Source organism: Humidesulfovibrio mexicanus (assembly GCF_900188225.1).
Taxonomy (GTDB): Bacteria; Desulfobacterota; Desulfovibrionia; order Desulfovibrionales; family Desulfovibrionaceae; genus Humidesulfovibrio; species Humidesulfovibrio mexicanus.
In genome coordinates this window covers 20,663-42,402 of the sequence record NZ_FZOC01000001.1, presented here as the reverse complement: position 1 = coordinate 42,402, position 21,740 = coordinate 20,663, and the positions used below count along the sequence as shown (strand labels likewise).

Sequence of the window (21,740 nt, the reverse complement as noted above, 5' to 3'; positions counted from 1 at the left end):
ACTACCGGTGAATGTGAACTCTATCCCATTGCGCCGGGAGTGTCCATCTTTGGAAGCGTGTCGCTTCCCTCGGGCGGGCGGAACGCATTGAGCATTTGCACCGCCTCTGCCTGGCCGCGGCGGAACAGAAGGGCAAGCCCCTTGAGCGCTGCCTGGCGCACATGGTCAACGGTCCGCATTTCGTCTGGAGAGAATTCCTCCAGCACAAAACGGACGACATCGGCAGAAAAGCGCGGACGGCCGATGCCGAGGCGCAGCCGCAAAAAATCAATGGCGCCAACATGCTCGACGATGGAATCGATGCCTTTGTGCCCGTTCGCTCCACCACCGCGCTTGAGCTTCATGCGGCCAAGCGGAAGGTCCAGTTCATCGTGCAGCACAAGCATTTCCATCGGGTCGATACCGTGCTGCCCCAAAATTCTCGCTGCCGCCTTGCCGGAAAGATTCATGTAGGTAAGCGGCTTGGCCAAGAGACAGCTTTTGCCGCCGAACACCAGCGAATAGAGGTCGAAGTCTCCCCCTGTGCGCAAGGTCTTCAAAGCCATGCTTTTGCGCTCGGCGGCCTGGGCGAGCAGGGCGTCTGCGAGCAGGAACCCGAAGTTGTGACGGGTTCGTTCGTATTGCGATCCGGGATTGCCGAGGGCGAGAATGAGGGAGATTGAATCCATGGCGACCGGGGAATCCACACAATCAAGGCGGATGTTGAAGGACAAAACGGCGGAGGAGCATGGGGCCCCCCCGCCGTCAGATAGGCTCGTCGGAAGACGTGGCGCTACTTGCTTTCGGCCTCGGCCTTGGGCTCATCGGATTCGACAGCCACAACGCCGACAACCGCGTAGTTGTCATCATAGACGGCGCGAACGCCCTCCGGCAGCTTCACGTCCGCGACATGCAGGTTGACGCCGATGTCAAGGTCGGTCACGTCGATGACGATTTTCTGCGGAACATCAAGCGGCTTGCACACAACCTCAAGGCTGTTGCGGAAGATCTCCAGCTGGCCGCCCAGGATGATGCCCTTGGCCTTGCCTTCGACCACCACGCGGACCTCGACCTTGATGTCGCGGTCAAGATCGACACCGTAGAAATCGACATGGATGGGGCTGGACTTGATGGGGTCGTACTGAACGTTCTTGAAGAGCACGGGGAGAGTCTCGACCTTGCCGTCCTGTTCGACCTGCAGATTAAACACGCGGGAGGCGCCAAGCTTGGAATACAGCTTGGTCAGCGGCAGCATCTCAACCTGCACGGGCAGGTTCTGTCCCTGCTTGTTATAGTAGATGCCGGGCACCAGGGAGCTGGTGCGGATGCGGCGGCAGGGGCCTTTGCCTTTTTCAGCGCGGGGGCGCACAGTGAGGGTCATCAGTTCAGCCATGTCGTCGTCTCCTTTCTCAAGCGGGCTTAGCGTACCGCAAGAAATCTTGTTTTACACGAAAAGAACGCTGACGGACGTTTCGCCGTGCACGTTCATGATTGCTCTGGATAGCAGCTCGGCCACGGACAGCACCTTGATCTTTTGGCAGGTGCGCTTGCGCACGTCCAGTGGAATGGTGTCCGTCACCAGTATCTGGGAAAACACGGATTTGTCCAGACGTTCGATGGCCGGTCCCGACAAGACAGGGTGCGTGGCGCAGGCAAACACCTTGTTGGCGCCGTTTTCGGCCAGCACCTGTCCGGCGGCGCACATGGTCCCGGCTGTGTCGACCATGTCGTCAAGGACGATGGCGGTTTTGCCGCGAACGTTGCCGATGAGGTTCATGGCCTTGGCCTGATTGGGGGCATCGCGGCGCTTGTCCACAATGGCCAGTCCGGCGTCCATGCGCTTGGCGTAGGCGCGCGCGCGCTCCACGCCGCCAGCATCAGGCGAGACAACGACCAGTTCGTCGCCAAGGTCTCGGAAGTAATCAAGGAAAACCGGAGCGGCAAAGAGGTTGTCCACCGGGCAGTTGAAGAATCCCTGAATCTGGCCGGCGTGCAGGTCAATGGTCATGAGCCTGTGCATTCCGGCCACGGACAGGAAGTCCGCAACAAGTTTTGCGCTGATGGGCACCCGGGGCACGACCTTGCGGTCCTGGCGGGCATAGCCGTAGTAGGGGACAACGGCGGTGATGCGACGGGCGCTGGCTCGCTTGAGCGCGTCGATCATCAGGCACAGCTCCATCAGGTGGTAATTCACCGGAGAGCATGTCGGCTGCACGACGAACACATCATCGCCACGGACATTGTCGCCGATCTCAATACGAATTTCGCCATCGCTGAATTGTTCGCGCAGAACAGGGGTCAGGCGGCAGCCGATATGGCCGCAGATCGCCTCGGCCAAGTCGACGTTGGCCGAACCGCTCAGGATCTTCAAGTCGCAGGTGCCGGTCATTTCTCGCTTCCTTCGCGTGCTATGGCTGGGGTGGAAGGACTCGAACCCTCGAATAACGGGACCAAAACCCGTCGCCTTACCACTTGGCAACACCCCAGTTGGTCAGGGTCTCCACATGGACGGGAAAACCATCTTGCCTCAACGCATGTGCGGCGCTCCGGGCCGCATCGGCGTTCCGAAACAGGGCGGATATGGCCGCACCGCTTCCGCTCATGACCGCGCAAGACGCACCAAGGTGTAAACACCGTTCCTTGATCGCGCGCAACGCTGCCTTGGCCTGGAAGACAACGGGTTCAAAGTCGTTCCGGGCCACAACAGGCGAAAGGGAAACACGCTTCTTAGTAGCGCGCGCCAGGGTTGTCAAGGGTTCAGCTTCAGGGCGCGTGCGTTTTTTTTCAGCTTCGAACTCGTCGTACGCGCCGTAGGCCCACGGGGTGGACACATGCACCAGAGGCATGGCCAAAACCAAGGTAAAAGCGGAAAGATCAAGGGCCGCGGGGGTAAGCCTCTCGCCAATGCCTTGTGCAACGGCCGGCCGCCCCAGAAGGAAGAAAGGCACATCAGCGCCTAGACCCGCAGCGAGGGTGTTCAAGGCTTCCGCATCAAGCGCCTTCTCCCCGGCGCGCGCCTGGAGCCAGTGCAGCATGGCCGCAGCATCCGAACTTCCCCCGCCCAGCCCAGCACCGGTGGGAATGCGTTTGGTCAGGCGCACCCGCAGGTCAGGCGCATAACCGGTTGCGGACGCGTAGGCGCGCCACGCGCGCCAGACGAGGTTACGCTCAAGTGGACAGTCCGGCAGATCCGATTCCACCACGCATTCCGAACCGAGGGCTCCGGAAGTCACGTCAAGAATGTCGGCGAGACCGGGCACGGGAACAAACAGGCTCTCAATCTCATGATAGCCGTCCTCGCGACGGTTGGTGATCATGAGGCTCAGGTTGATCTTGGCCGGAGCCTTGAGGATGTCTGCCATAGTGATGGGGGGAAGGTTGCAGGGGTGGGGGAGCATGTCTCCCCCACCTCTGCACGGAACGCTACTTCTTGTCCAGAGGAATGGCCCGCAGCAGGTTTTGGCCCTGGCGCTTCAAGAGGAGCATCACCAGGCCCTTTTGCCTGGATTCGCCGACAACGCTCGCCAGTTGCGCCACCGTGTTGGTGGGGCGCTGGTTGGCTTCAATGATGACATCGCCAGGCTGGATGTCAATTTGTGATGCTGGCGCGTCGGCCTTGACCTCCAGGACGACCAACCCTTGAGGCCTTTGCAGCCCAAGGGCCTGGGCCTCCTCACCACCGTCAACCGGCCTGATGAAAAGGCCAAGGACGGCGGCCTGGGCCTTTTCGGCGTGTCCTTTGTCCTGCTGTTCCGCAACAAGAGCCGACTTGCGTTCACCAAGGACGACGGCGAGTTCGGTCAGACGATTCTGGCGCCAAACCCCGAGTTGGATGCGTTCGCCCGGGCGCATTGCAGCAACGCGTGAAAGCAGCGCGCTGGGGCCGTCGAGGCTCTGGCCGTTCACCCGCAAGATGACGTCACCGATCTTGAGACCGCCTTTGTCGGCAGGGTCACCGGGAATGACGTGGGAAACCAGGATGCCTTTGGGCTCTTTGAGGCCCACGGCCTTGGCGGTATTCTCGTCAAGGTCCTGCATGGTTATACCAAGCCAGCCCCTGCTGATTCTTTTGCCGTGCTTGAGCTGGGCGATGATCTTGTCGGCCATGCTGGCGGGCGTGGCGAAGCCGATTCCCTGTCCATTGGGCACGATGGCCGTATTGATGCCGACCACCTTGCCGTCCATGTCGATAAGCGGACCGCCGGAATTGCCGGGATTGATGCTGGCATCGGTCTGAAGGAAGCTGTCAAAGGGGCCGGCGCCGATGTGGCGTCCCTTGGCGCTCACTATGCCCGCGGTTACGGTATGGCCAAGGCCGAAAGGGTTGCCGATGGCAAGCACCCATTCGCCAACTTTCGTCGCATCGGAATTGCCGAACTCGAGCACGGGAAGCGTGTTGCCTGCCTCGATTTTGAGCAGCGCGAGGTCGGTTTCGGGATCCCGTCCAATGATCTTGGCGTCGTAGGCTTTGTCGCGGCCAAGAAGCTTGACCTTGATCTCGTCGGCCTCGGCCACCACATGATTGTTGGTGACGATGTAGCCATCATTGGTGATGATGAAGCCGGACCCAAGCGAACTGAGCTTGCGGGGTTGAGCATCCGGAACGCCGAAATGGCGCTCGAACTGTTCAAAAAAATCGCGCAGAGGATGATTTTGGGGGGCGTTTTTGAACATCTCCTGCAATTGCGAGCCCCTGCTGGCGACATTCTTTGACGTGCTGATGTTGACCACCGCCTTGCCTGCGCGATCAGCAAGATCCGTAAAATCCGGCAGTCCAGCCTTTGCCTGGGCAAGGCCCGGCAGGGCGAGCAGGGTGAGGACAGCGGCCAGGGCCAGAATTTTTTTCATGCACATACCTCCATGTCTCGCCGCCACCCCGACGGCGTTTGTGTGACTATAGGCGCGGGTTTGTTTTTGTAAAGACGCGCAGGGCCGTTCTCCGGAGCGGAATATTGCCCTTGAAGGCGGCGGTGGAATTGTGTAGGACTCCATCTCCGGCGTATCCCGTACGCCCTCGTAGCTCAGTCGGATAGAGCACAGGATTCCTAATCCTGGTGCCGCAGGTTCGATTCCTGCCGAGGGCACCACGTAATTACAGGCAGTTAGCGTCATTCCTGGCGTTGACTGCCTTTTTTCGCGTGTATTGCCTCCATTCTGTTTCCAGGTGAAAACCACTGAGTAAACCACTGACCTTGCATTTGAATTGGCACTGCGTTGCAGGTGACTTGGCACCTGGGACTAGCCGGGATGAGGCGGGACATATCGGGACAGCCTTGGCGGTTTCTCTAGCCTTACCCGCCTACAGCGTCAACGAGCAAGGCTAGGCGTTCCTCTTACCCTTTGGCGTAAGCGCGAAAAACAGGGAGCTTGGCAGCCTTGCCCCTGACCTCTGCAAACAAGGCTTGAGGCTGGCCAGGCTCCACGCCGCTGGCCAAGACAAGGCGAGCAAGAGCCCGCATCGTCACAGTCGGATTTGTCGCAAGGACAAGCTGGCCCGACCGCTCAAAATGCCACTCCTGAAGCACTTCACGAGCTTCCTGCATAAGCTTGGCGAAACGCTTTTCAAGTGCTGCGATCCGCTCAAAGTCGGCGACATCAGTCAGTTGGATTTGGGTATTGTCGCTGTTGATCATCATCGGCTCTCCTGTCGTCGTGTCATTCACCTTGCGGCTTGACGCCTTGCACCTTAGAATCTAGTGGGAAGCTGTAGCCCCTGAAGACTGGAAAAACGCCGGGCCAGTGGTTGCTTTCGAGCTTCCATGCGGGGGTGCCGGACTTTTGATCCGGGATGGCGTCCCGCCAGGGGCTACACTTCATTTCCCGGCCCATACATCCTTCTCCCCTGATGTTACGGCGGCTAGTACATGTACAGCCCGGTGTACACATCAGGCTCAAAGCCCTTTGCGTGCAGGTCGCGTACGGTGCCCGGACCGGTGACATCGATGCGCAGGCGTGCCTCCTTTTCGCTCACGCTCCGGCCCACTGCGTTGCCAATGTCTTCTGCCGTGAGCTTCTCCCCAAGGGCTTCGCCACCGAGCCGACCTGCGAAAAAGCCACCAATCCCGCCCAGCAGGCCGCCGATGGCCGCGCCAGGAGCAGCGCCCACGCCAGCGAACAGCGAGCCTATGCCCGCGCCAGCCGCCGCCCCTGCCTTCGCCCCAAGCCAGGCACCGCCCAGGCCGCCCACGCCCTTGGTTGTGGCCTTCACCTTCTCTCCGGTTGTCCCGTCCCCGGTCCAGGCCTTGTAGAGTTCATAGCCTGTATCCGCCACGGCTACGGCCATGCCGATGCGCCCGGCGTATTTCGCAGCCGTCCCCAGCTTGGCGTACTTGCCGCCGCCTTTCGCAACAGCGTCGCCAATGTTTGCGGCGTTGCCGCCCGCGCCAAGGCCTCCTGCGGGCATGTTCACCACGTAGACAGGCGTCACCCCGGCGAACTCCTGGAGCGCCTTGCCCGTGGCCACGCCAGCGCCCATGCCTCCGACCTTCTGAAGCAACTTGCCGCCGCCCTTGACCAGGCCGAAGCCAATCCCCGCCGCCGCCGCTCCGCCCGCCAGCAATTGCTCACCGCTGAGCTTACGCTCATCCAACAGGTGCTTGATGGCGTTCTGGATGGTCTCGTTTACGGGCTTGGCGAAGCCGTCAGCAGCCTGCCGAAGCGCAGCCTTCAGGCGCGCAACCTGGTCAACGGAGTTGGCCAGCGCGTCGGGAAGGTCTTTGGCGATGGCGCCGCTCGCCTGCTCAATTTTGCCGATCATCACTCGCATTTCTGCGAGTGCGTCACCCTTGAGCAGCGAGCCCAAGCCCTTTTTAGTATCCAGGTCCGCGTCCCCAAATGCGGCATCAATGAACCGATCGCGCTGGGCGTCGGTCGTCGCTTTCTTGTATTTCGCGGAGATGTCCTCAAGGACATCAATGGCTGCCCGCCGTTCACCCTTGGCATTGTAGAAACTTACTCCCGTGGCCTGACTCGCCTTCTTTTGGTAGTTCAGATTGGTGAATAGCCGTAAGGTCGAGTCGGCTAGCGTGCGCAGCCTGTCGGGATTCTGCTCAATTATGGAGAGCTTTTCGGCAAACCCCAGGGTCTGCTCAAAGGACATACCCGCCGCCTTGGCATTTTGGCCGATGCCCGCAAATACGCCGGAAAGGTTTTCCAGCTCGACTTTGCCCAGTCGGCCCGCAACGGTCATCTTGTCCAGCATTCGCGCCGCTAGGTCTGGCTTGCTCAAATCGAACTGGAAGGCCTCGGCGGCTACGGTGAGTCCGTCGGACAAGACCTTTGCGTTGGCTCCCGTGACGGCCATGGCTTTGTTGATCGGCCCGATGGTGGCCAGGGCCTTGTCCCATTCCATGCCCGATGCGACCAAGGCGTTGAAGCCCACGAGCAGGTCGTCTACGGACTGGCCTGTCTCTTTGGCCATTTCAAGCAGTTCCCGGCGCAGGGCGGCAGCAGCTTGGCGCGTTGCCCCGGCGGTCTGCGTGACGCGGATCAGGCTCTTGTCGAGCTGCGCGGAGTCCATGACCGCACGGGCGGACTTGTACGCAGCGCCCGCCCCGGCCAAGGCAGCCGTATACCTGTTTCCCAAGGCATCCAGCCCGCGCCCTGCCGCCTGCGCCGAGCGGGAGAGCAGTCCCATGTCCCGTTGACCCGAACGAGCAAGGCCGCCCAGGGCGGCCTCGTTGCGCCTGGCCTGGGCAGCCAGATTGCCGCCCAGGTCCAGAATGATTGACGCTTTCATCGCCGCCATGCGGCCTCCTTGCTACTGTTTTGCGCTCGCCTGGAGGTGCACCAGATAACGCGCGAGCCTCTTGACCGTGAGGCTGTGAATGTCTCCCTCATTCCAGCCGGTGCGTCCGGCGATGAGCAGGGTGAGCCGTTCAAACTGCACGGCCCACCCGATCCTATCGCCCCCCGTCAATCCCCTTGCTCAAGCGCTCCAGCTCCAGGCCCAGGGCGATATCAATTTCATCCGCCTTGGCCTGGATCATGTTGAGGTCTGCGGGGTGCAACCTCTTCAGCTCACTCAGGGCAATCGGTCCGGAGAGGTTGCCGATCTTCACGATCTGGCGGCGCAGCAGCTCCGTGCCGAACCGGGTGGGGCTGGTCACAAGCACCGGTCCCTCCGGGGCCAGGACCATCTTCTCGGCGTCCTCTTTCGCGTCCAGGATGTCGCCCGCCGTCATCTCGCGTAAGACGACTTCCTTGAGAACATCCTCTCCGATCTTCAATCCGTAATGCAGGGAGAACGTGAGATTAGCCATTGGGATGCTCCTTTCCGGTGATGTACTGTTCGGGCGAAATGCCCAGGTTGCGGCATACGGCCAGCTCGATCTCGGAGAGGCCGGTGGTGTTCGTGCCGGTCCTTTCTCTGTTCTGTGCGAGTTGGGTCTTGGCGTAGTCTCCCTGCTGGATGTCCAGGGCGCGGCAGATGGCCAGCTCCGGTTCGGTGAGAGATGTTGCCTGTATGGTGTGCTCCGCCCTGTTGAGGGCCACGAGGTTGAGGTTTGGGGAATTGGTCAGCCCGGCCCCGCTCAGCTCCTGAATGCGACCGGTGTTCTTGTCGAAGAGGAAGACCGGAGAAAGGAAGCGGTACTCCCGCCGGGTGATCTGGCCAGCGCCGCGCGGCGTCCATTCCACCTGACCCCACAGCTCGCCGTTGCGAGCTTCCAGGCGTACGATCCAACCCGCCGCCGGAGCCTCAAGCCCCTTCTCCGCGCGCACCTGGCTGGAGTGCTCCCAGTCGATGACCAGGGAACGATTACGCCGGGCAAAGGCTGCAAGCACCTGGTCAACAGCGGCCTGATCAAAGACCCAGCGCCGTCCGTCGACTCCGTTGATCTGTGGTCCGGCGGGAAGCAATTGCACAAAGACCGGGGCTGTGCTCCCGAGGTCAACGCAGCAGGCGAATTCCTTGTCCATGCTCTGCCTCCAGCTACTTGAAGTCGTCCGACTGCACACGCAGCTGGTGGGACAAAGGGTAGGGCACGAGATAGTCTTCTCCGGAGAACTCCCGCGAGGATACCGAGCCGACCTCGTGGAGCACTGCGATAAGCGCAGCACGCCACTGCTCATCGGCTGCGGCCAGTTCGGCGAAGAAGCCACGGGCGCTATTCACATACTCGGCGCGAACCTCCCGAACCGCTTCTCGAACCGCATCCCGGAGCACCGCTTTGGCGCTTTCGCAGTCGCCGTTGGCCCTGGGCAGCCCCTCGCGGCGGAGCACGCCTTCGATGTCCTTCAGCTCGGCAAACTCCGACTCCGTGTCTTTGATCTTGCGGCGAAGCTGGCCGACGTCCTCTCCGGCGGCCATTCCCCTGGAAATCTGCGACAGGAGCGATTCCTTCTCGCGCGGCAGCTTCTCCAGCCTTGCGGCGATGTCCTTTTCGTGCCCCTTCAGCCTGGCGAGCTTGGCCTCACAATCCGCCAGCCGGGCGCGTGGCGCCACAATGGCTGGCTCGACATGGGCTCTCAGCTTCTCCAGCATCCCTTCAAACTCTTTCTTCAAATCCATCTGGTGCTCCTCTTCGGTTTGGCCGCTCCTGGCCAAGCCTGCTTGGGTTTTACGACGCGCGGAACTGCGCGCTACTGCATGCAGCGCTCCCGCTCCTTCTTGATGATCCGGTAAACCGCCTGGACGGAAAGATTGTACTTGCGAGCTAGTTCCGACACGTTGTCCCCGGTGAACTCCTCCAAAATCATGGCGTTCCGCTTCGCCCTTTTGCTTGCAAGGCTGATCGGCACATAGATGTTCTGGCCACCCCATTCCTCAATGATCAGGTTGGAGACTATCTCTCCAACCTGTTTGGCCGCTTCGTCCTGGAGCTGGACTTCTTGAGTGCAACGCATGGCCACCTTGTCAGCCATGTCCCGAATCAGTTCGGCGACATCCACGCCCATATGTCTCCCCTTCTCCGGTTCCTGTTTTGTGCTTGTCCCAGGGCCGTTTAAAAACGTTCGTAAATGCCCTTGCGGCCCTGCTACTGACCTTGGGCAGGGGCAGGTGCCCGAAGCGCCGTACGAAGTCCGGGGAGGTCTTCTGGAGCTTCTGCGCCGCTGGTCCCACGCTCACCCTCAAGAGCAGCCAAAGAAGCATCCACGGCATCGACAGCACTCATGAGAATGAGGGCCAAGCCTTCCTTACCCTTGCCGCTCAAGTCATGCTCCGCCGTCTGCTGAAGGTAGGTCAGCACACTGGAGACACTCGTGAGGGTGTCGACTACGCTGACACGGCCCGCGCTATTCTTTTCGATGAACATGGGCGCGCTTCTCCTACTTTGGTGCGTGGTTACATGTGCGCGCTGGCTTCGCGCATCTTGCGGGCCTGCCGTCCGGCGTCCTTCACCAGCGCGGCGATGATCCCGCGCAGATGCTCCGCCGTGGCCCACTCCAGCCTCTCGACCTGGTACATGCGCCGGGCCATGCTCTCGGCATAGGCCCAGGGCCGCCCGGCGTCGGCAAGCAACGCCTCAATCTTCTTCAGCATGGCGTCGCAGCTGGATGACGCTCGCGGCTTCGGCTTCGCCCCGTGGCGCTTGGCCGCGTGCTCAACCGGGGCGGCACCCCAGCCGCCCTTGCGCTGGAGGCTGCCCACCACGAAGGCGAGCTGCTTGTCCGTGAGCTTGGCAGCCGAGCGCTGTCCGGTGAGGCCTTCCAGCATGTCCCGGTAGGCATCCTCTTGCAGGCCCAAATCCTTGGCCGCGATATGCACCTTGGCCAGCAGGCTGCGTCTGCTTTCTGTCCTCATGACGGTCTCCCCTTGTTGGCTGCTCATCAGGCCCAGGCCGCCACGCCTGGACGACCGCCCCGCAGGGCGGTTTCGCATACAGTCAACGCTTGGCCGTCTTCTCGGTCTCCTCGGCCTCCTCCACCATCCAGGACAAGCACTCCAACGCGACCTCGGCCTTGTCTTCGTTCCCCAGGAGCGCCTCAAATTCGTCACGGTGGTTCAGGCACACCTCAAGCGCCGCGCCGAGAATCTCCTTCTCTGGAATTGTTGTGATGGTGTGTCCCATGGTGGCTATCCCCGCAGGGAGTTCTTAAAGGACTGGGAGAGAGTGAGCTTCACGGTGATGCGCGCCGGAATGCGGATGGGCTTGCCGGTCTTGGGGTTGTAGCCAGCGCGTTCGTTTCGCTGGTTGGCCTTCAGCTTGCCGATGCCAGGTAAAGAGACTTCACCCGGCCCTCCGCTCAACTCCGTAACCACAACGGCTCCCAGCCTGTCCAAAACACGTTCCACATCGCCCTGAGGCATTTCTTCCAGCTTCGAAATCCAGGAGATGAGTTCACTCTTTTTCATGATTCTGCTCCTTCTTTCAGGTTAGGCGGTGCGCCCGGCACGCATCCGGGCCAGCTGTCCATTCGGGTTTCGCTTCTTCAAAAAGGCCTTGGCCCTCTTGTCCGCGTGCTTGCCTTTGAAGATCGCCAAGAGAATGCAATCCGCCCAGAAGTGGCACTGAAGGCAAGTTTCCTGCGGGTGCTCGCACTGCCGGACGAGAACCTGTTCGCCCTGTTGATTCAGCCTGTATTGGCTCATGACCCGCCTCCCTATTGCAGATAGTTTGTCGGGGTCGGCACGGTGAGCGGCAGGGTGGCCGCCTCCAGATGCGTGGCGGAGTTGGCCGCGTCCGTGAGCACCGCCGTGGCCTGGCGGATCACCGCCCGCTGTTCCGGGCTCATCTCGCCGCTCATCTCGTGCAGGCGGGCGATGGCGCTGTTGATCTTCCTGGCAATCATGCTTCCTCCTTCCGGTTCCGGGTTGCGCGCGGAGTCACCAGCCTTGCCCTGGCCGTCCGCCCTGATTCCCTCAACACGCGGCAAGGTGCGTGCGACTTGGCCGCCTTGGGCCGCTTCTCTTTGAACTGCCTAAGGTCGTGGCTTTCTCCTGTGTTGGCGTCGGTCAATGTCCATGCCTTCTTGTTCCAGGCCGGAGCATGGAGCCCGGTATCCTTAGCTAGCCACCAGCGACGAGAGCCGTCCGCTCCGGTGCGCTTCATTTCCACCAGGTAGCCAGCCAGCTCCAGAGTCCGAAGGTAGCGGCGCAGGTTGCCTTCCGCGTCCTTCTCCTCCCCGTCGCACAGCAGGGAGAGCAGTTCGTCCAGCGAGAACTTCATCTTGATGCGCATGGCCCGCCAAGCCTTGGCCCGCAGACTCTCCGCCCGTCTGACGCCGCCCTTGTTCGGGCCGCAAGTAATCTCCTGGCCGCAAGCCACGGCCTGGTGCCCGGCCTCGGTCAGTTCGTGGATGCCCTCGACGGTCCGCATCAGACCGCGCGCCCGCAGGCAGCGGCATACGGCCCGCGTGGAATCCAGGCTGATACCTACGGCTCTGGACAACTCGGCAGTCAGAAGCGGCCCGGAAGAAAGGGCGCGAAGGGCGGGCAGTCCGTGCCAGGTCATCTAGCGGCCCTCCCCCTTGCCCTTGCCGGGCTTGGCGGTGAGGGGCGTGCGGGTGCGCCAGTCGTGCGAGAGCGGCACGCCCTGCACGTGCTCCAGGCCCACGCGCTCATGCCCGTTGAGCTTGGCCACGCGCTCCACGGCTGCGATGATGTTCAACACCTCGCGCATCCTGCCGCCGGAGAGCCGGTGCACCTCGGACACAAGGTCCGGGGCAATGGCCACTTCCGACAGCAGCTCGCAGGCCTGGGCCACGTCCGCCAAGGGGGCGGCCTTGAACTCCACAACCTGGGCGATGCGCCCGCTGATCTGCTTGTGCTTGGAGATGGAGGACTGGATGCGCTCCATGCCCACCAGGATCACCGTCACCTCGGCCCGGTCCGAGAAGTCGCGGACCTTTTCCAGAACCTGCGCCTTGTTGTGCAGGGTGAACTCCGCCTCATCGATGACCAGCGGCAGATTCGAGGCCGTAATGACCTTGAGGGCGGACTGAAACATTTCCTCAGCGCGGCCCTGGGCCTCGATGCCCAGCGCCTTGTGCAGCTCCACCAGGAAATAGCGGGGCGTCCAATCCACGTTGGCGCGCAGGTGCACCGCGCCCACCTCAGCGGCCCAGCGGCTGACGACCTGCGTCTTGCCGAAGCCCGGCTCGCCGTGCACCAGAAGCATTCCGGCTTCCGCCGCCCCGCGCTGCTCCACGGCGTTTACAGCCGAGGTGAACCGCTTGTAGTTCTCCGTCTTCACGAACAGCTTGCGCATGTGTCCCTCCGGTTAGAATTCGCCAGCTCTGGCCAGGATGTCCCCGGACCAGGCGATGCCCATTGACTTGTAGTGGTCATGCAGGTCCGCGTAGTCCTCGCCTTGCGTGTAGCGGTTCAGCCAGGCCACATCCGTGTCCGTCCACTGGCCACGATTCCGCATGAGCCACTCGTACTTCTCGTAGGGGAACTGGAAGTTGGGCCGCGCCTCGACAGGGGCCGCCTTCTGCTCGGCCCGCGTCCGCTCCATGACCTCGGCCACCTCGGCTTCAGCCTCGGGCTGGATGCTGTCCGCCACGAACAACGGCTCGTGCGTGACTGGCTCCGGCACCTCGATGCGCGCGCCGGGCTCGATGGCCTCCAGCTTCTTGGCCAAGCGAAGCACCTGGCCAGCCTTGCGCTTCTCGCGCAGGGCCTCCACCTGGCTGGGCGGGAAGTAAGGCAGGGCGTGGGCGTTCAGCTCTGCCGTGCAGACCTTCTCGCCCTTGGTGGTCCAGACATGGACGCGGGAGGAATCCCAAATGTCGTAGCGCACTTCCACGATGGAGCCGTGGAACTCCTCCAGGTCGGAGGCGAAATATTCACCGTTGAAGAGCCGGACCACGCCGTTGCGCACCGTGCGGCGGCAACCGGGCATGAACAAATCCTCGCGCTCCTGGGCGGGCACGCTGAACGGCTGCCACCCGCGCGCCTCGAAATCCTGCCAGTATTCATCCGGGCTCATGCGGCGGCGCTTGCCCTCTGCCGTCACGGTGAGCGGCAGGGACGAATGCGGTGTGGCGTTGTACTCTTCCACGCGGGCCAGCAGTTGCTTCAGGAACTCCGGCCACGTGGGAAGAAGGTCCGACCGGCCCTTTTCCTTGATGTCCTTGCGGCTGAGCCGGAAGACTTTGAGCGCCGCGTCACGGTCCATGTCCTTGTGAGTGCAGGAGGGCAGGCGCTTGGACAGCGGCGTGCAGATGGTCTGCACTGCCCGCTCCATGAGGCCCTTGCCCTGCGGGCGGGTAGGGATGGAGTTCACCATCTGGATGTCCAGCCTGGCCAACATGCCCTGTCCCTCGCCCAGGAGGAGCTTGTTCTTGTACCCGGAGCCGTTGTCCGTGTAGAGCATCAACGGCAGGCCGCCGTAACAGCAGGCCATGCGCAGAGCGTCCAGGATGGTCAGGCCGCTTTCGCCCAGCCCCACGGACACGCCCACGCACTTCCGCGTGGCCACGTCGATAACCAGCGTGATTTCCGGCTTGAAGGGCTGGCCGTTCAAGGGATTCTGGATTTCCGCGTCAAACGTCGTGCCGTCCGCCGTGTACACGTCGCCCGGCAACAAGCTCTCTGTCGTGCGAAGCTTGTGCGGTCGCAGCTTGGTCAGCGCGTTGCCCGTGGCCCGGCCCGTCATGAGGGCGGGCACGCCGATCTTCTTCAGGAACCGGTAGACCGCGTGGATGGTGGGCTTCTGGCCCGGCCATTCGAGCCGGCGCAGGCAGTCCGCCACGGAGGGATGCTGCGGGGTCTGGTAGAGCGCAAGAAATTCGTTCGCCCAGGGCGGCACACTCATGTCCCGCTGCTTGTGCTGGGGGGCCAGGGCAGCGGCTCCAGCAATGGCGTACACGGCGCACCAGCCATACAGCCGACGGCGGGAAAGTCCCCGTTCCTCGCCCTTGCCGGGCCGGTCATTGGCCACGTTGACCAGGGCTTGCAGGTGCTTGGCCAGCCGATGCCCCCGCGCCGCTTCGACCAGGCCGCGTACCGCCGTTTCCTTGCCAGCGGCGGCAGTCAGCCTCTCCACTTCGCGCACGAACACCAGGCGCGCTTCCATGGTCCGGCGCTGGCGCTCCGTGAGCTGGGCAATGACGAGGGAGGATTCAGCGGGTATGGCCGGGGCGGTTGACTGCGAAGGAACGGGAAGGTTCGGCTCTTCGGCGGGCTCCTGGGAGAGCACGGCGGCAAGCACCTGGTCGCGTGTCGCCTTCGGCATGGACGCCAAAAGCCAGTCGTTGCCCCCGCCGCGTCCTTCACGCTGGTGAGACTTCCAACCTTCACGATCGGCACGCTTGCGAACAGCTTGCCGCGAGACCCCTAGCAACGTAGCAAGCCCGTTTGCGGTGAAGGAGTTCCGCGTGTCCATTTTAGGCCTTATCTTTACTCGGCATGAACAGCAGTTCTTCCGGAATTCCAAAGTCATCGCGTAAGGCGATCAGAACACGATTGTTGTTGCGAAACCCGGAGATCGTGTCGCGGACAAGATTCTTGTTCACACCAATCCGCCTAGCAATCTCAAGCATATTCAGTCCCTGGCGATCCAGGCGTTCACGAATGCGAAAGCGCATCTTATGTCGCTCGGAGCGGCATTCGAGTGGCTTCATATAGACTCCTCAAGTGCCTTCTTGCGTTTCCTGGCTGCGCGTTCCGTTAGACATGCGCGTCCATAGTCACGAAGCCTGCGGTCTTCGGTGGTCATTACGTCGAACCCCAGCGCCTTGAGCAGAACCTGCAAGGGCTCGTGGCTCCCGGTGGCGGCGCAAAACACGACAATAGCCAGAATGGACGGGGTGTGATCGCGGTCGCCAGGGGCCAACCACTTATCCAGCGTGTCCTTGCTGATGGCTTTTACGTTTCCTGAGGTGAGGCGGATGCCAGCAGAGGCGGCGATGGAATTGATCCTGTCAACGAGGAGTTTCCGACCTGCTTCATCGGCACCAGCAGCCCTGTTCATGGCAGCTCTGATGGTAGGCACCAGTCCAGCCAAGTGGCCGAAGTCCTGTGTGTCGCCGTGGAACAGGGAGAGTTGTCTCTGCATAGCAAGACCGTCCGCTTTAGGTGGGGGTCAACGTCCAATCTTGGTTGACGACCGGACGTTGACCCTAGACTTGCGGGCTGGTAGTGCTTTTGTGAGGGGTGTTTTCCACTGCCCGCAGCCGTACATAAAACTTTTGGTGTTGCCTAGTCAACCAAAAAGTTTGGTTGCAGGTTGATTTTGGCGCAAAGATTGTAACCAAATGGTTTTATTTGGTTTGTCTAAATTTGGAGGTTTACGCCTTGGTTGCAGGTTCGCCGACAGAAGGTGCAACGGCCCAGGAGGTGTTGGCACGCCTTATCCAGGCCACTGATGGCAAGAGCGCGTCTGCGCTGGCCCGGTTGCTTGGCGTCTCTTCCCAGGCGATATATAACGCAAAAAGAAAGTCGAAGATCCCGCTGCACTGGGTTCATGCGGTTTCCGACATAGCAGGCGTGAGACCTGAATGGTTGCTCACCGGAAACGGTGAGGAACGCTACAGCGCAGACGCTGTAAGATCATTTTCAGAAGAAGAGCTGGCTGTAATCGAAGAATACAAATCCAAAAAAATGGATCGATTCATCTGTATTCCAATGGTAGAACCACTTACGGAATCATTCTCTGATGCATTATCGCCTCTTTTTGACAAAGAGCAGTATGCGTTTAATAAAGACTTTCTTTGGCGCAAAGGTGATCCATCACGCATGGTATTAATGCGAGTGTCTGGCGACAGCATGGAACCTATAATTCTTGATAATGACGTTACGCTGATTGATATGTGTCAAACAACGCCTTTGGCTGGCAAGTTATTTGCGGTAGCGGTCGGCAGCTTAGTGTATGTCAAAATGATAGATGCAGTCCCTGGGGGTATGATACTGAAAAGCCAAAACAAGGCATACCCTCCGCTAGAGATACGGGCTGACACGGGCCAATCTCGGGAAATGCGGATATTAGGTCGTGTGGTTTGGATCGGCAGGGAACTGACATAGCTTTCATGTTCCGTGATTGTCGTAAAAACGGCACAGCCAGCGGACCAGTGCCAAATCAAGCGCAACAACCTCAGAAGATCAGTGCCAAATCACCCGCAAAGCCACACAGAGAGACTAGGCCTCACTTGCACGAATCAGCTAATATTTCAGCGCGTTACTCACACCTGCTGCGGTTGCATGTTAGTGCCAAATCAAACGCAGCTTTACTAAACCGGCGCGCGATTCGGCACGGATTGACGCACCGGTTTCCTTCTTGACCGGATAATTATCAAACGCCACAGTTGGCCAGCAGGCGGGACGAGTCCCTCGTTCCGCTTCCCCTCAGCGTGTCGCCAGGAGTGTGCCTATGTCCGTCCAAACGGCATTCATCATCTTCGGACTTGTGGTGTTGATCGCTGTCGCGTTGGCCGCAGGCAGGAGCAGACGGAGCAGGCAGGACCGAGACATAAACGCGAGAATCGTCTCTGCCCTGAACCGGGAATTCCCCCTCGCAGGAACATTCATTGATGTGAAGACGTTTGACGGGCATGTGATACTTGGCGGGACGGTGCGGGAAGCTGATCAGGCCAGAGGGGCCGAAGCAATCGCTGTAGGTGTGGCGGGAGTTCACTCCGTGGACAACCGCATCACTGTCCGCAGCGGCGGGTAGGAGGGAGCGGACGAGCCCAGCGCCTCAATGCCCGCGACCCCGTTGCCGCCTTGGACAACGCTGACCACAAGGCGCACACGGCACGACGCGCATGTTGACGCGCCATCGGCTGGCGCCAAGTGCCCCCCTGCGACCATGGCTGTCTTCGGCAGCATCCATGTACCGCAAACACTGAACAGGCCATGCCAACGCACGGACTGCGTGGAAACCGCTTTCATGACCTTGGTGGTGACGAGTTGGGCGCCACCGCGCCAAGGGCCGACAACACACCCCCATCAGCGCTGGAATGGCGCAGCACGGTCAACGTGGGCAGCGAAAAGGCGGCCAAGCCTTCCCCCACCGAAAGCGTCCCCACAGCGGAATCCTTCCGTGCCGTGAAGGGCAGTTCATCAGGACCTCGCTGACATTTGCAATTGATGTTCACGCGGCTCACGAGGTTGCGCAACCGTCCGGACAACCGGGCCAAAACCTGCACGTCGCTTCCGAAGAGGCTCGCCTGTTGCCCATAGTTCGAGGCGGCCACAGCCCGCAGCGCCTCCTCTGGATCGTCGAACAGCCCCACGGGCAGCACCGGGCCGAACTGCTCTTCATGATACAGGCGCATGTCCGGTGTCACGGGAGCCAGCAAGGACGGCGCAAACAGGGTTTCGTCCAGCATTCCGGCGCCGGGCAACAGTTCGCGCGCCCCGCGCGACAGTGCATCCTTGCGCAAGGACTCAAGAAAACGAGGCTTGCCGGGTTCGGGAAGGGGCGTGATGCCTACGCCCGGTTCCCAGGGCAGGCCGATCTTCAGATGCTCGGCAGAGGCGCGCAGCCGCTCCAAGAATGCATCGGCCACAAGGCGCGATGCCAACACCAGCTTCAGCGCCGTGCAACGCTGTCCGTTGAAACCGTACGCCCCGCGGAGCACCTCGGCCACGGTCACGTCAAGGTCGGCATCTGGCAAAATTATTGCGGCGTTCTTGGCTTCCAGGCCAAACACGCAATGCAGGCGCGTCGGGCGCGGATGCAGGGCACGTAACGCCTCCGCCGACTTGCTTGACCCGATAAACGCAAGCACATCGACGAGCCCGGAACGCATCATCGGCGTTACGGCCTCAACTCCACCGGAAACACTATTCACGACCCCACGCGGAAAGGCCTTGTGGAAACAGTCGAGAAGGGGAGTGAACAGAAGACGTCCGATGCGCGGCAGCTTCACCACGGCAGTGTTGCCCATGAGCAGGGCCGGAATCAACGTGGCCAAGGTCTCGTTGAGGGGAAAATTGAAGGGGCCCAGGCACAAGGTGACGCCACGGGCTGACCGTCCGCACAGAGCGCGCAGCCCAGAGGCCGCGATCACTCGCCCAGCTTCGGCCGCCATTTCCCGCATCGCGGCAAGGGTAGCCTCGATGTATTCAATGGTGCGATCGAACTCCTGCTCGGACTCCTTGGTGGGCTTGCATATTTCCCAGACCATAAGGCGTACGATTTCAGCGCGACGGGAACGCATGCGGCGGCAAAAGTCCTCCACGCAGGCCATGCGGGCCTCAACATCCAGATTGGGCCACTGGCCAAGCCCGTTGTCCCAGGCGGCGCAGGCCGCGTGCAACGCAGCCATCCCGGCAACTGCGTCGTGGACCGGGCAGGAACCCAACACAATCCGCTCCGGACCTGCGGGACCGGAGGTGGACAAGGGCGAGAGGACCTCCTGCGTGGGGCCGTCCCAGACGCGGAGCTCCCCGTCGAACAAGTATTCGCGCGTATGCAGAGGGCTCGGCAGCGCAATTTCCTGTGGGATGTCCTCGGGGCGGACCAAGAGGCTGGGTGACAGAGACGCCATTCTCTCAAAAATCCTTATTTTTGATGTGGTTCCTGGATCCTGGAACCCTTTGTTCTTCAGGTGGACGATACGCACTGGTCGCCCATTTGCGACCGCAGAGGAACGGGAACACGGCCACTCGGAGCGGCTCTCTTTGCTCCAATCCAGGCACGTCCAGCAGCCATGAAACACTGTGGGGCATCGCCGCTGCGCTCAGGGCTCGACATATCAGCCACTGACTTCCCGCAACGCTCCGATGCGACAAAGCGATTCCACAAATGCCCATGTTCCATGGTGGCAATCACAACGCCGCACAAAGGCTTGTGCCAGAAATCCGATGGAAGCGAAAGCGGCCGATCATGGAATCCAGCGGAACAGGAACAGACAGCAGTCCGCGCCCTGGGAGATCGTCTGTGGCCGCTGCATCGTGAGACAGGACGAATACCCGCGGGCAAAGGCGGCATCGCGCCGACAGGAGAGCGTGGCATGCAATTCAACAGGAAGCTCCATTTCGCGGTACAGTTCCATATAGCCGCAGCGCGTGACCCGGAAGGACAGCGCCTGCGCATCACATTGGATGTCCGTAATGTCGAGCGCGCCGCCAGATTTCCAGAGCTCCAGCACCTGGGCGAAGTGGTCCAGACTCGGCATTCCGTCCGTGGAGCTGGCTGCAAAGGCGCGTCCGGACTCAAAAGCCGCCTCGTCGATGGCTGCGCTCAGAACCGAAAGCGCAGACTCCTCGCCGTAGCGGGCGGCAGTGCTCCTGTACACGCGGGCAAGCATCTCCGCTTCGATAGCCCTGCGGCTTCTCAGTGGTATTGAAGCCAAGTCAACTCCCATGCGGCCTCCGTTGCATTTGCAGTCGTCTTCACCTATCTTCGCTCCGGGCGCAAAGCCCAACGCCGTACAATCATGGAGAATCCAATGCGCATTGGCAAAAGTCTCATTTTGTTCACGGTCATGCTTTCAATCCTGCTGGCTGGCGTGGCCCGGGCCGAAAGCATTACCGACGCCATTCAGAAACGGTACGAATCCTTACACTCCTTCCATACGGATTTCCAGCAGGAGCTGACCAACGCGGCAAGCGGCAGCGTTGAAAAGCGCAGCGGAAAAATCTGGTTCAAGCAGTCCCTGGTGCGATGGGAGACCCACAAGCCGGAAAAAGAATTGCTGGTTGTGGGACAGAGCGCCGTGTGGAACTACTTCGAGGCCGAGAAGCTGGCGATTAAATACCGGCCAAGCCAAGTCTTCAACTCCAAGACCATGATCCGCTTTTTGAGCGGCAAGGCGAACCTCAAGGAAGACTTCAAGGTTGAAGAGCAGGGCACGGAAAATGGCATGGTCAAGCTGCGGCTCATCCCCAAGGAGCCCGAACCCACCATGGTGCTGGCCTATATTTGGGTGAACACCAAAACCAACATGCTCGGGCGCGTGCTCATTGTGGACTTCTACGGCAATGGCAACATGGTGAACATGCAGAACCTGCAACTGAACAAGCGTGCCGAAAGCAAACTCTTCGAATTCACGCCGCCCCAAGGGACGCAAGTGAAGGACAATTCAAAACAGTAGGCCAGGTTAGAGCCCAACGGCCCGGCGCAGACCGCGCGCTTCATCCGGGGTGAGCGGTCTGCACTGGCCGGGGTTCAGCGTTCCCAGCGCTATTGGGCCTTGCCGCACGCGGATGAGCCGCAACACGGTCAGCCCCAGATCGCGGCACATGCGCCGTATCTGACGATTGAGCCCCTGCAGCAGGGTCATCTCGAGCCAGACGCCGCCTGGGTCCCGCCGAAGAATCGAGGTCTGCACCGGGGCCAGCCTCTCCCCCTCCTTGAGCACCATGCCGTCACGCATGATGCCGAGCTTGATCTCCGAAACCTGGCCCCGCACAAGCACATGATAGACTTTGGGCAAGTGCCAGCGAGGGTGGATGAGCCGATTCATGAGGCTGCCGTCCGTGGTGAGCAACAACAGCCCTTCGGAAAAGTAGTCCAACCTCCCCACATGCAGCAGCCGCTCGTGGCGATACTCCTCGGGCAAGAGATCGAACACCGTCTGCCTTCCCTGAGGATCGCTGCGAGTGGTCACCACCTGTACGGGTTTGTGGAGCACAACGGTGAGGTCGAGGCCGGGGCTTCCTCCAGCCGCGGGATGCGACACAGGACTGCCATCCACCTGGACCTGGTCCGAAAACAGGTCCACGCGCACGCCGGGCTCGCACACAACTTGCCCATTCAGGCGCACGCGGCCTGCCAAAACCAGTTCGTCCGCCCCACGGCGCGATGCCACGCCGCACTCTGACAGAAACTTGTTTATCCGCAACAGCTTTTCGTTTTGAGCCATTATTCCGACCAGTTGTTAAAAGTCTAGACAATATCGAGGAAATATTTAGAGTGCTGTTCCCT

28 protein-coding genes, 2 tRNA genes and 1 other RNA gene are annotated in these 21,740 nt (G+C 61.0%); 4 read left to right on the top strand and 27 right to left on the bottom strand.

Going from position 1 to position 21,740, the window contains the following annotated elements; genetic code table 11:
- Positions 1-20 precede the first annotated feature (20 nt).
- The 6 genes from pth to CHB73_RS00240 all read right to left on the bottom strand — a co-directional run bounded on the left by pth (position 21) and on the right by CHB73_RS00240 (position 4,833).
- Positions 21-668 carry an aminoacyl-tRNA hydrolase gene (gene pth, locus CHB73_RS00265; RefSeq protein WP_089272205.1) on the bottom strand — a complete coding sequence of 216 codons (648 nt, stop codon included), beginning with the start codon at positions 666-668 and terminating at the stop codon, positions 21-23.
- 104 nt (positions 669-772) lie between these two features.
- Positions 773-1,372 carry a 50S ribosomal protein L25/general stress protein Ctc gene (locus tag CHB73_RS00260; protein ID WP_089270894.1) on the bottom strand — a complete coding sequence of 200 codons (600 nt, stop codon included), beginning with the start codon at positions 1,370-1,372 and terminating at the stop codon, positions 773-775.
- 51 nt (positions 1,373-1,423) lie between these two features.
- A complete protein-coding gene (locus tag CHB73_RS00255; protein ID WP_089270892.1) occupies positions 1,424-2,368 on the bottom strand; it encodes a ribose-phosphate diphosphokinase in 945 nt (314 codons plus the stop codon).
- Between the two features lie 22 nt (positions 2,369-2,390).
- Positions 2,391-2,465 (bottom strand) — tRNA-Gln (locus CHB73_RS00250).
- Complete coding sequence (gene ispE / locus CHB73_RS00245; RefSeq protein WP_089272203.1) at positions 2,445-3,341, bottom strand: 4-(cytidine 5'-diphospho)-2-C-methyl-D-erythritol kinase; 897 nt, start codon at positions 3,339-3,341, stop codon at positions 2,445-2,447. Before ispE ends, CHB73_RS00250 begins: the two co-directional genes overlap by 21 nt.
- 61 nt (positions 3,342-3,402) lie before the next feature.
- Positions 3,403-4,833 (bottom strand): Do family serine endopeptidase, encoded by a 1,431-nt coding sequence (locus CHB73_RS00240; protein WP_089270890.1) that lies wholly within the window; start codon positions 4,831-4,833, stop codon positions 3,403-3,405.
- A 156-nt stretch (positions 4,834-4,989) separates the two neighbouring features.
- Here CHB73_RS00240 and CHB73_RS00235 point away from each other — a divergent pair.
- Positions 4,990-5,066: transfer RNA gene (locus tag CHB73_RS00235), tRNA-Arg, on the top strand.
- 246 nt (positions 5,067-5,312) lie between these two features.
- On the opposite strand, the gene CHB73_RS00230 is transcribed toward CHB73_RS00235, so the two are convergent.
- The 18 genes from CHB73_RS00230 to CHB73_RS00150 all read right to left on the bottom strand — a co-directional run bounded on the left by CHB73_RS00230 (position 5,313) and on the right by CHB73_RS00150 (position 15,923).
- On the bottom strand, positions 5,313-5,615 hold the full coding sequence (locus tag CHB73_RS00230; protein ID WP_089270888.1) for a hypothetical protein: 303 nt from the start codon (positions 5,613-5,615) through the stop codon (positions 5,313-5,315).
- A gap of 221 nt (positions 5,616-5,836) precedes the next feature.
- Positions 5,837-7,726: a phage tail tape measure protein gene (locus tag CHB73_RS00225; protein ID WP_089270886.1), complete on the bottom strand. Its 1,890-nt coding sequence runs from the start codon at positions 7,724-7,726 to the stop codon at positions 5,837-5,839.
- A 154-nt stretch (positions 7,727-7,880) separates the two neighbouring features.
- Positions 7,881-8,240 (bottom strand): phage tail assembly protein, encoded by a 360-nt coding sequence (locus CHB73_RS00220; protein WP_089270884.1) that lies wholly within the window; start codon positions 8,238-8,240, stop codon positions 7,881-7,883.
- Positions 8,233-8,898 (bottom strand): phage protease, encoded by a 666-nt coding sequence (locus CHB73_RS00215; RefSeq protein WP_179216824.1) that lies wholly within the window; start codon positions 8,896-8,898, stop codon positions 8,233-8,235. The genes CHB73_RS00220 and CHB73_RS00215 overlap by 8 nt, the downstream gene beginning before the upstream one ends.
- A gap of 13 nt (positions 8,899-8,911) precedes the next feature.
- Entirely contained in the window at positions 8,912-9,490 is a 579-nt protein-coding gene (locus CHB73_RS16650) for a hypothetical protein (protein ID WP_179216823.1), read from the bottom strand.
- Between the two features lie 71 nt (positions 9,491-9,561).
- The gene (locus CHB73_RS00210; RefSeq protein WP_089270880.1) at positions 9,562-9,876 is read right to left on the bottom strand and encodes a Mor transcription activator family protein; all 315 of its coding nucleotides are present in this window, start codon (positions 9,874-9,876) and stop codon (positions 9,562-9,564) included.
- 80 nt (positions 9,877-9,956) lie between these two features.
- Entirely contained in the window at positions 9,957-10,235 is a 279-nt protein-coding gene (locus tag CHB73_RS00205) for a hypothetical protein (protein ID WP_089270878.1), read from the bottom strand.
- Positions 10,236-10,264: 29 nt separating this feature from the next.
- A complete protein-coding gene (locus CHB73_RS00200) occupies positions 10,265-10,723 on the bottom strand; it encodes a gp16 family protein (protein ID WP_089270876.1) in 459 nt (152 codons plus the stop codon).
- A gap of 13 nt (positions 10,724-10,736) precedes the next feature.
- An RNA gene (locus CHB73_RS00195) (hammerhead ribozyme type II) lies at positions 10,737-10,801 on the bottom strand.
- Between the two features lie 4 nt (positions 10,802-10,805).
- Positions 10,806-10,991, bottom strand: a complete 186-nt coding sequence (locus CHB73_RS00190) for a hypothetical protein (RefSeq protein ID WP_089270874.1) — start codon at positions 10,989-10,991, stop codon at positions 10,806-10,808.
- A 5-nt stretch (positions 10,992-10,996) separates the two neighbouring features.
- Positions 10,997-11,275 (bottom strand): HU family DNA-binding protein, encoded by a 279-nt coding sequence (locus CHB73_RS00185; protein WP_089270872.1) that lies wholly within the window; start codon positions 11,273-11,275, stop codon positions 10,997-10,999.
- Positions 11,276-11,296: 21 nt separating this feature from the next.
- Positions 11,297-11,512 (bottom strand): hypothetical protein, encoded by a 216-nt coding sequence (locus tag CHB73_RS00180; protein WP_089270870.1) that lies wholly within the window; start codon positions 11,510-11,512, stop codon positions 11,297-11,299.
- 11 nt (positions 11,513-11,523) lie between these two features.
- Positions 11,524-11,712, bottom strand: a complete 189-nt coding sequence (locus CHB73_RS00175) for a hypothetical protein (protein WP_089270868.1) — start codon at positions 11,710-11,712, stop codon at positions 11,524-11,526.
- Complete coding sequence (locus tag CHB73_RS00170; RefSeq protein WP_089270866.1) at positions 11,709-12,374, bottom strand: hypothetical protein; 666 nt, start codon at positions 12,372-12,374, stop codon at positions 11,709-11,711. Before CHB73_RS00170 ends, CHB73_RS00175 begins: the two co-directional genes overlap by 4 nt.
- Complete coding sequence (locus CHB73_RS00165) at positions 12,375-13,130, bottom strand: AAA family ATPase (RefSeq protein ID WP_089270864.1); 756 nt, start codon at positions 13,128-13,130, stop codon at positions 12,375-12,377.
- Between the two features lie 12 nt (positions 13,131-13,142).
- Entirely contained in the window at positions 13,143-15,251 is a 2,109-nt protein-coding gene (locus tag CHB73_RS00160; RefSeq protein ID WP_089270862.1) for a Mu transposase C-terminal domain-containing protein, read from the bottom strand.
- Position 15,252: 1 nt separating this feature from the next.
- Positions 15,253-15,489 (bottom strand): hypothetical protein, encoded by a 237-nt coding sequence (locus CHB73_RS00155; protein ID WP_089270860.1) that lies wholly within the window; start codon positions 15,487-15,489, stop codon positions 15,253-15,255.
- Entirely contained in the window at positions 15,486-15,923 is a 438-nt protein-coding gene (locus CHB73_RS00150; protein WP_089270858.1) for a hypothetical protein, read from the bottom strand. The genes CHB73_RS00155 and CHB73_RS00150 overlap by 4 nt, the downstream gene beginning before the upstream one ends.
- 164 nt (positions 15,924-16,087) lie before the next feature.
- Between CHB73_RS00150 and CHB73_RS00145 the strand changes: the two genes are divergently transcribed.
- Both CHB73_RS00145 and CHB73_RS00140 read left to right on the top strand, forming a co-directional pair.
- A complete protein-coding gene (locus CHB73_RS00145) occupies positions 16,088-16,888 on the top strand; it encodes a LexA family transcriptional regulator (RefSeq protein WP_089270856.1) in 801 nt (266 codons plus the stop codon).
- Between the two features lie 346 nt (positions 16,889-17,234).
- The gene (locus CHB73_RS00140) at positions 17,235-17,537 is read left to right on the top strand and encodes a BON domain-containing protein (protein WP_089270854.1); all 303 of its coding nucleotides are present in this window, start codon (positions 17,235-17,237) and stop codon (positions 17,535-17,537) included.
- Positions 17,538-17,751: 214 nt separating this feature from the next.
- On the opposite strand, the gene CHB73_RS00135 is transcribed toward CHB73_RS00140, so the two are convergent.
- A complete protein-coding gene (locus tag CHB73_RS00135; protein ID WP_179216822.1) occupies positions 17,752-19,530 on the bottom strand; it encodes an aldehyde dehydrogenase family protein in 1,779 nt (592 codons plus the stop codon).
- A 165-nt stretch (positions 19,531-19,695) separates the two neighbouring features.
- Positions 19,696-20,178: an L-2-amino-thiazoline-4-carboxylic acid hydrolase gene (locus CHB73_RS00130; protein WP_089270850.1), complete on the bottom strand. Its 483-nt coding sequence runs from the start codon at positions 20,176-20,178 to the stop codon at positions 19,696-19,698.
- 84 nt (positions 20,179-20,262) lie between these two features.
- Here CHB73_RS00130 and CHB73_RS00125 point away from each other — a divergent pair, with 84 nt between their 5' ends.
- Positions 20,263-20,907 carry a LolA family protein gene (locus tag CHB73_RS00125; RefSeq protein WP_089270848.1) on the top strand — a complete coding sequence of 215 codons (645 nt, stop codon included), beginning with the start codon at positions 20,263-20,265 and terminating at the stop codon, positions 20,905-20,907.
- 6 nt (positions 20,908-20,913) lie between these two features.
- On the opposite strand, the gene CHB73_RS00120 is transcribed toward CHB73_RS00125, so the two are convergent.
- Positions 20,914-21,678 (bottom strand): pseudouridine synthase, encoded by a 765-nt coding sequence (locus CHB73_RS00120; RefSeq protein WP_179216821.1) that lies wholly within the window; start codon positions 21,676-21,678, stop codon positions 20,914-20,916.
- Positions 21,679-21,740: the final 62 nt, after the last annotated feature.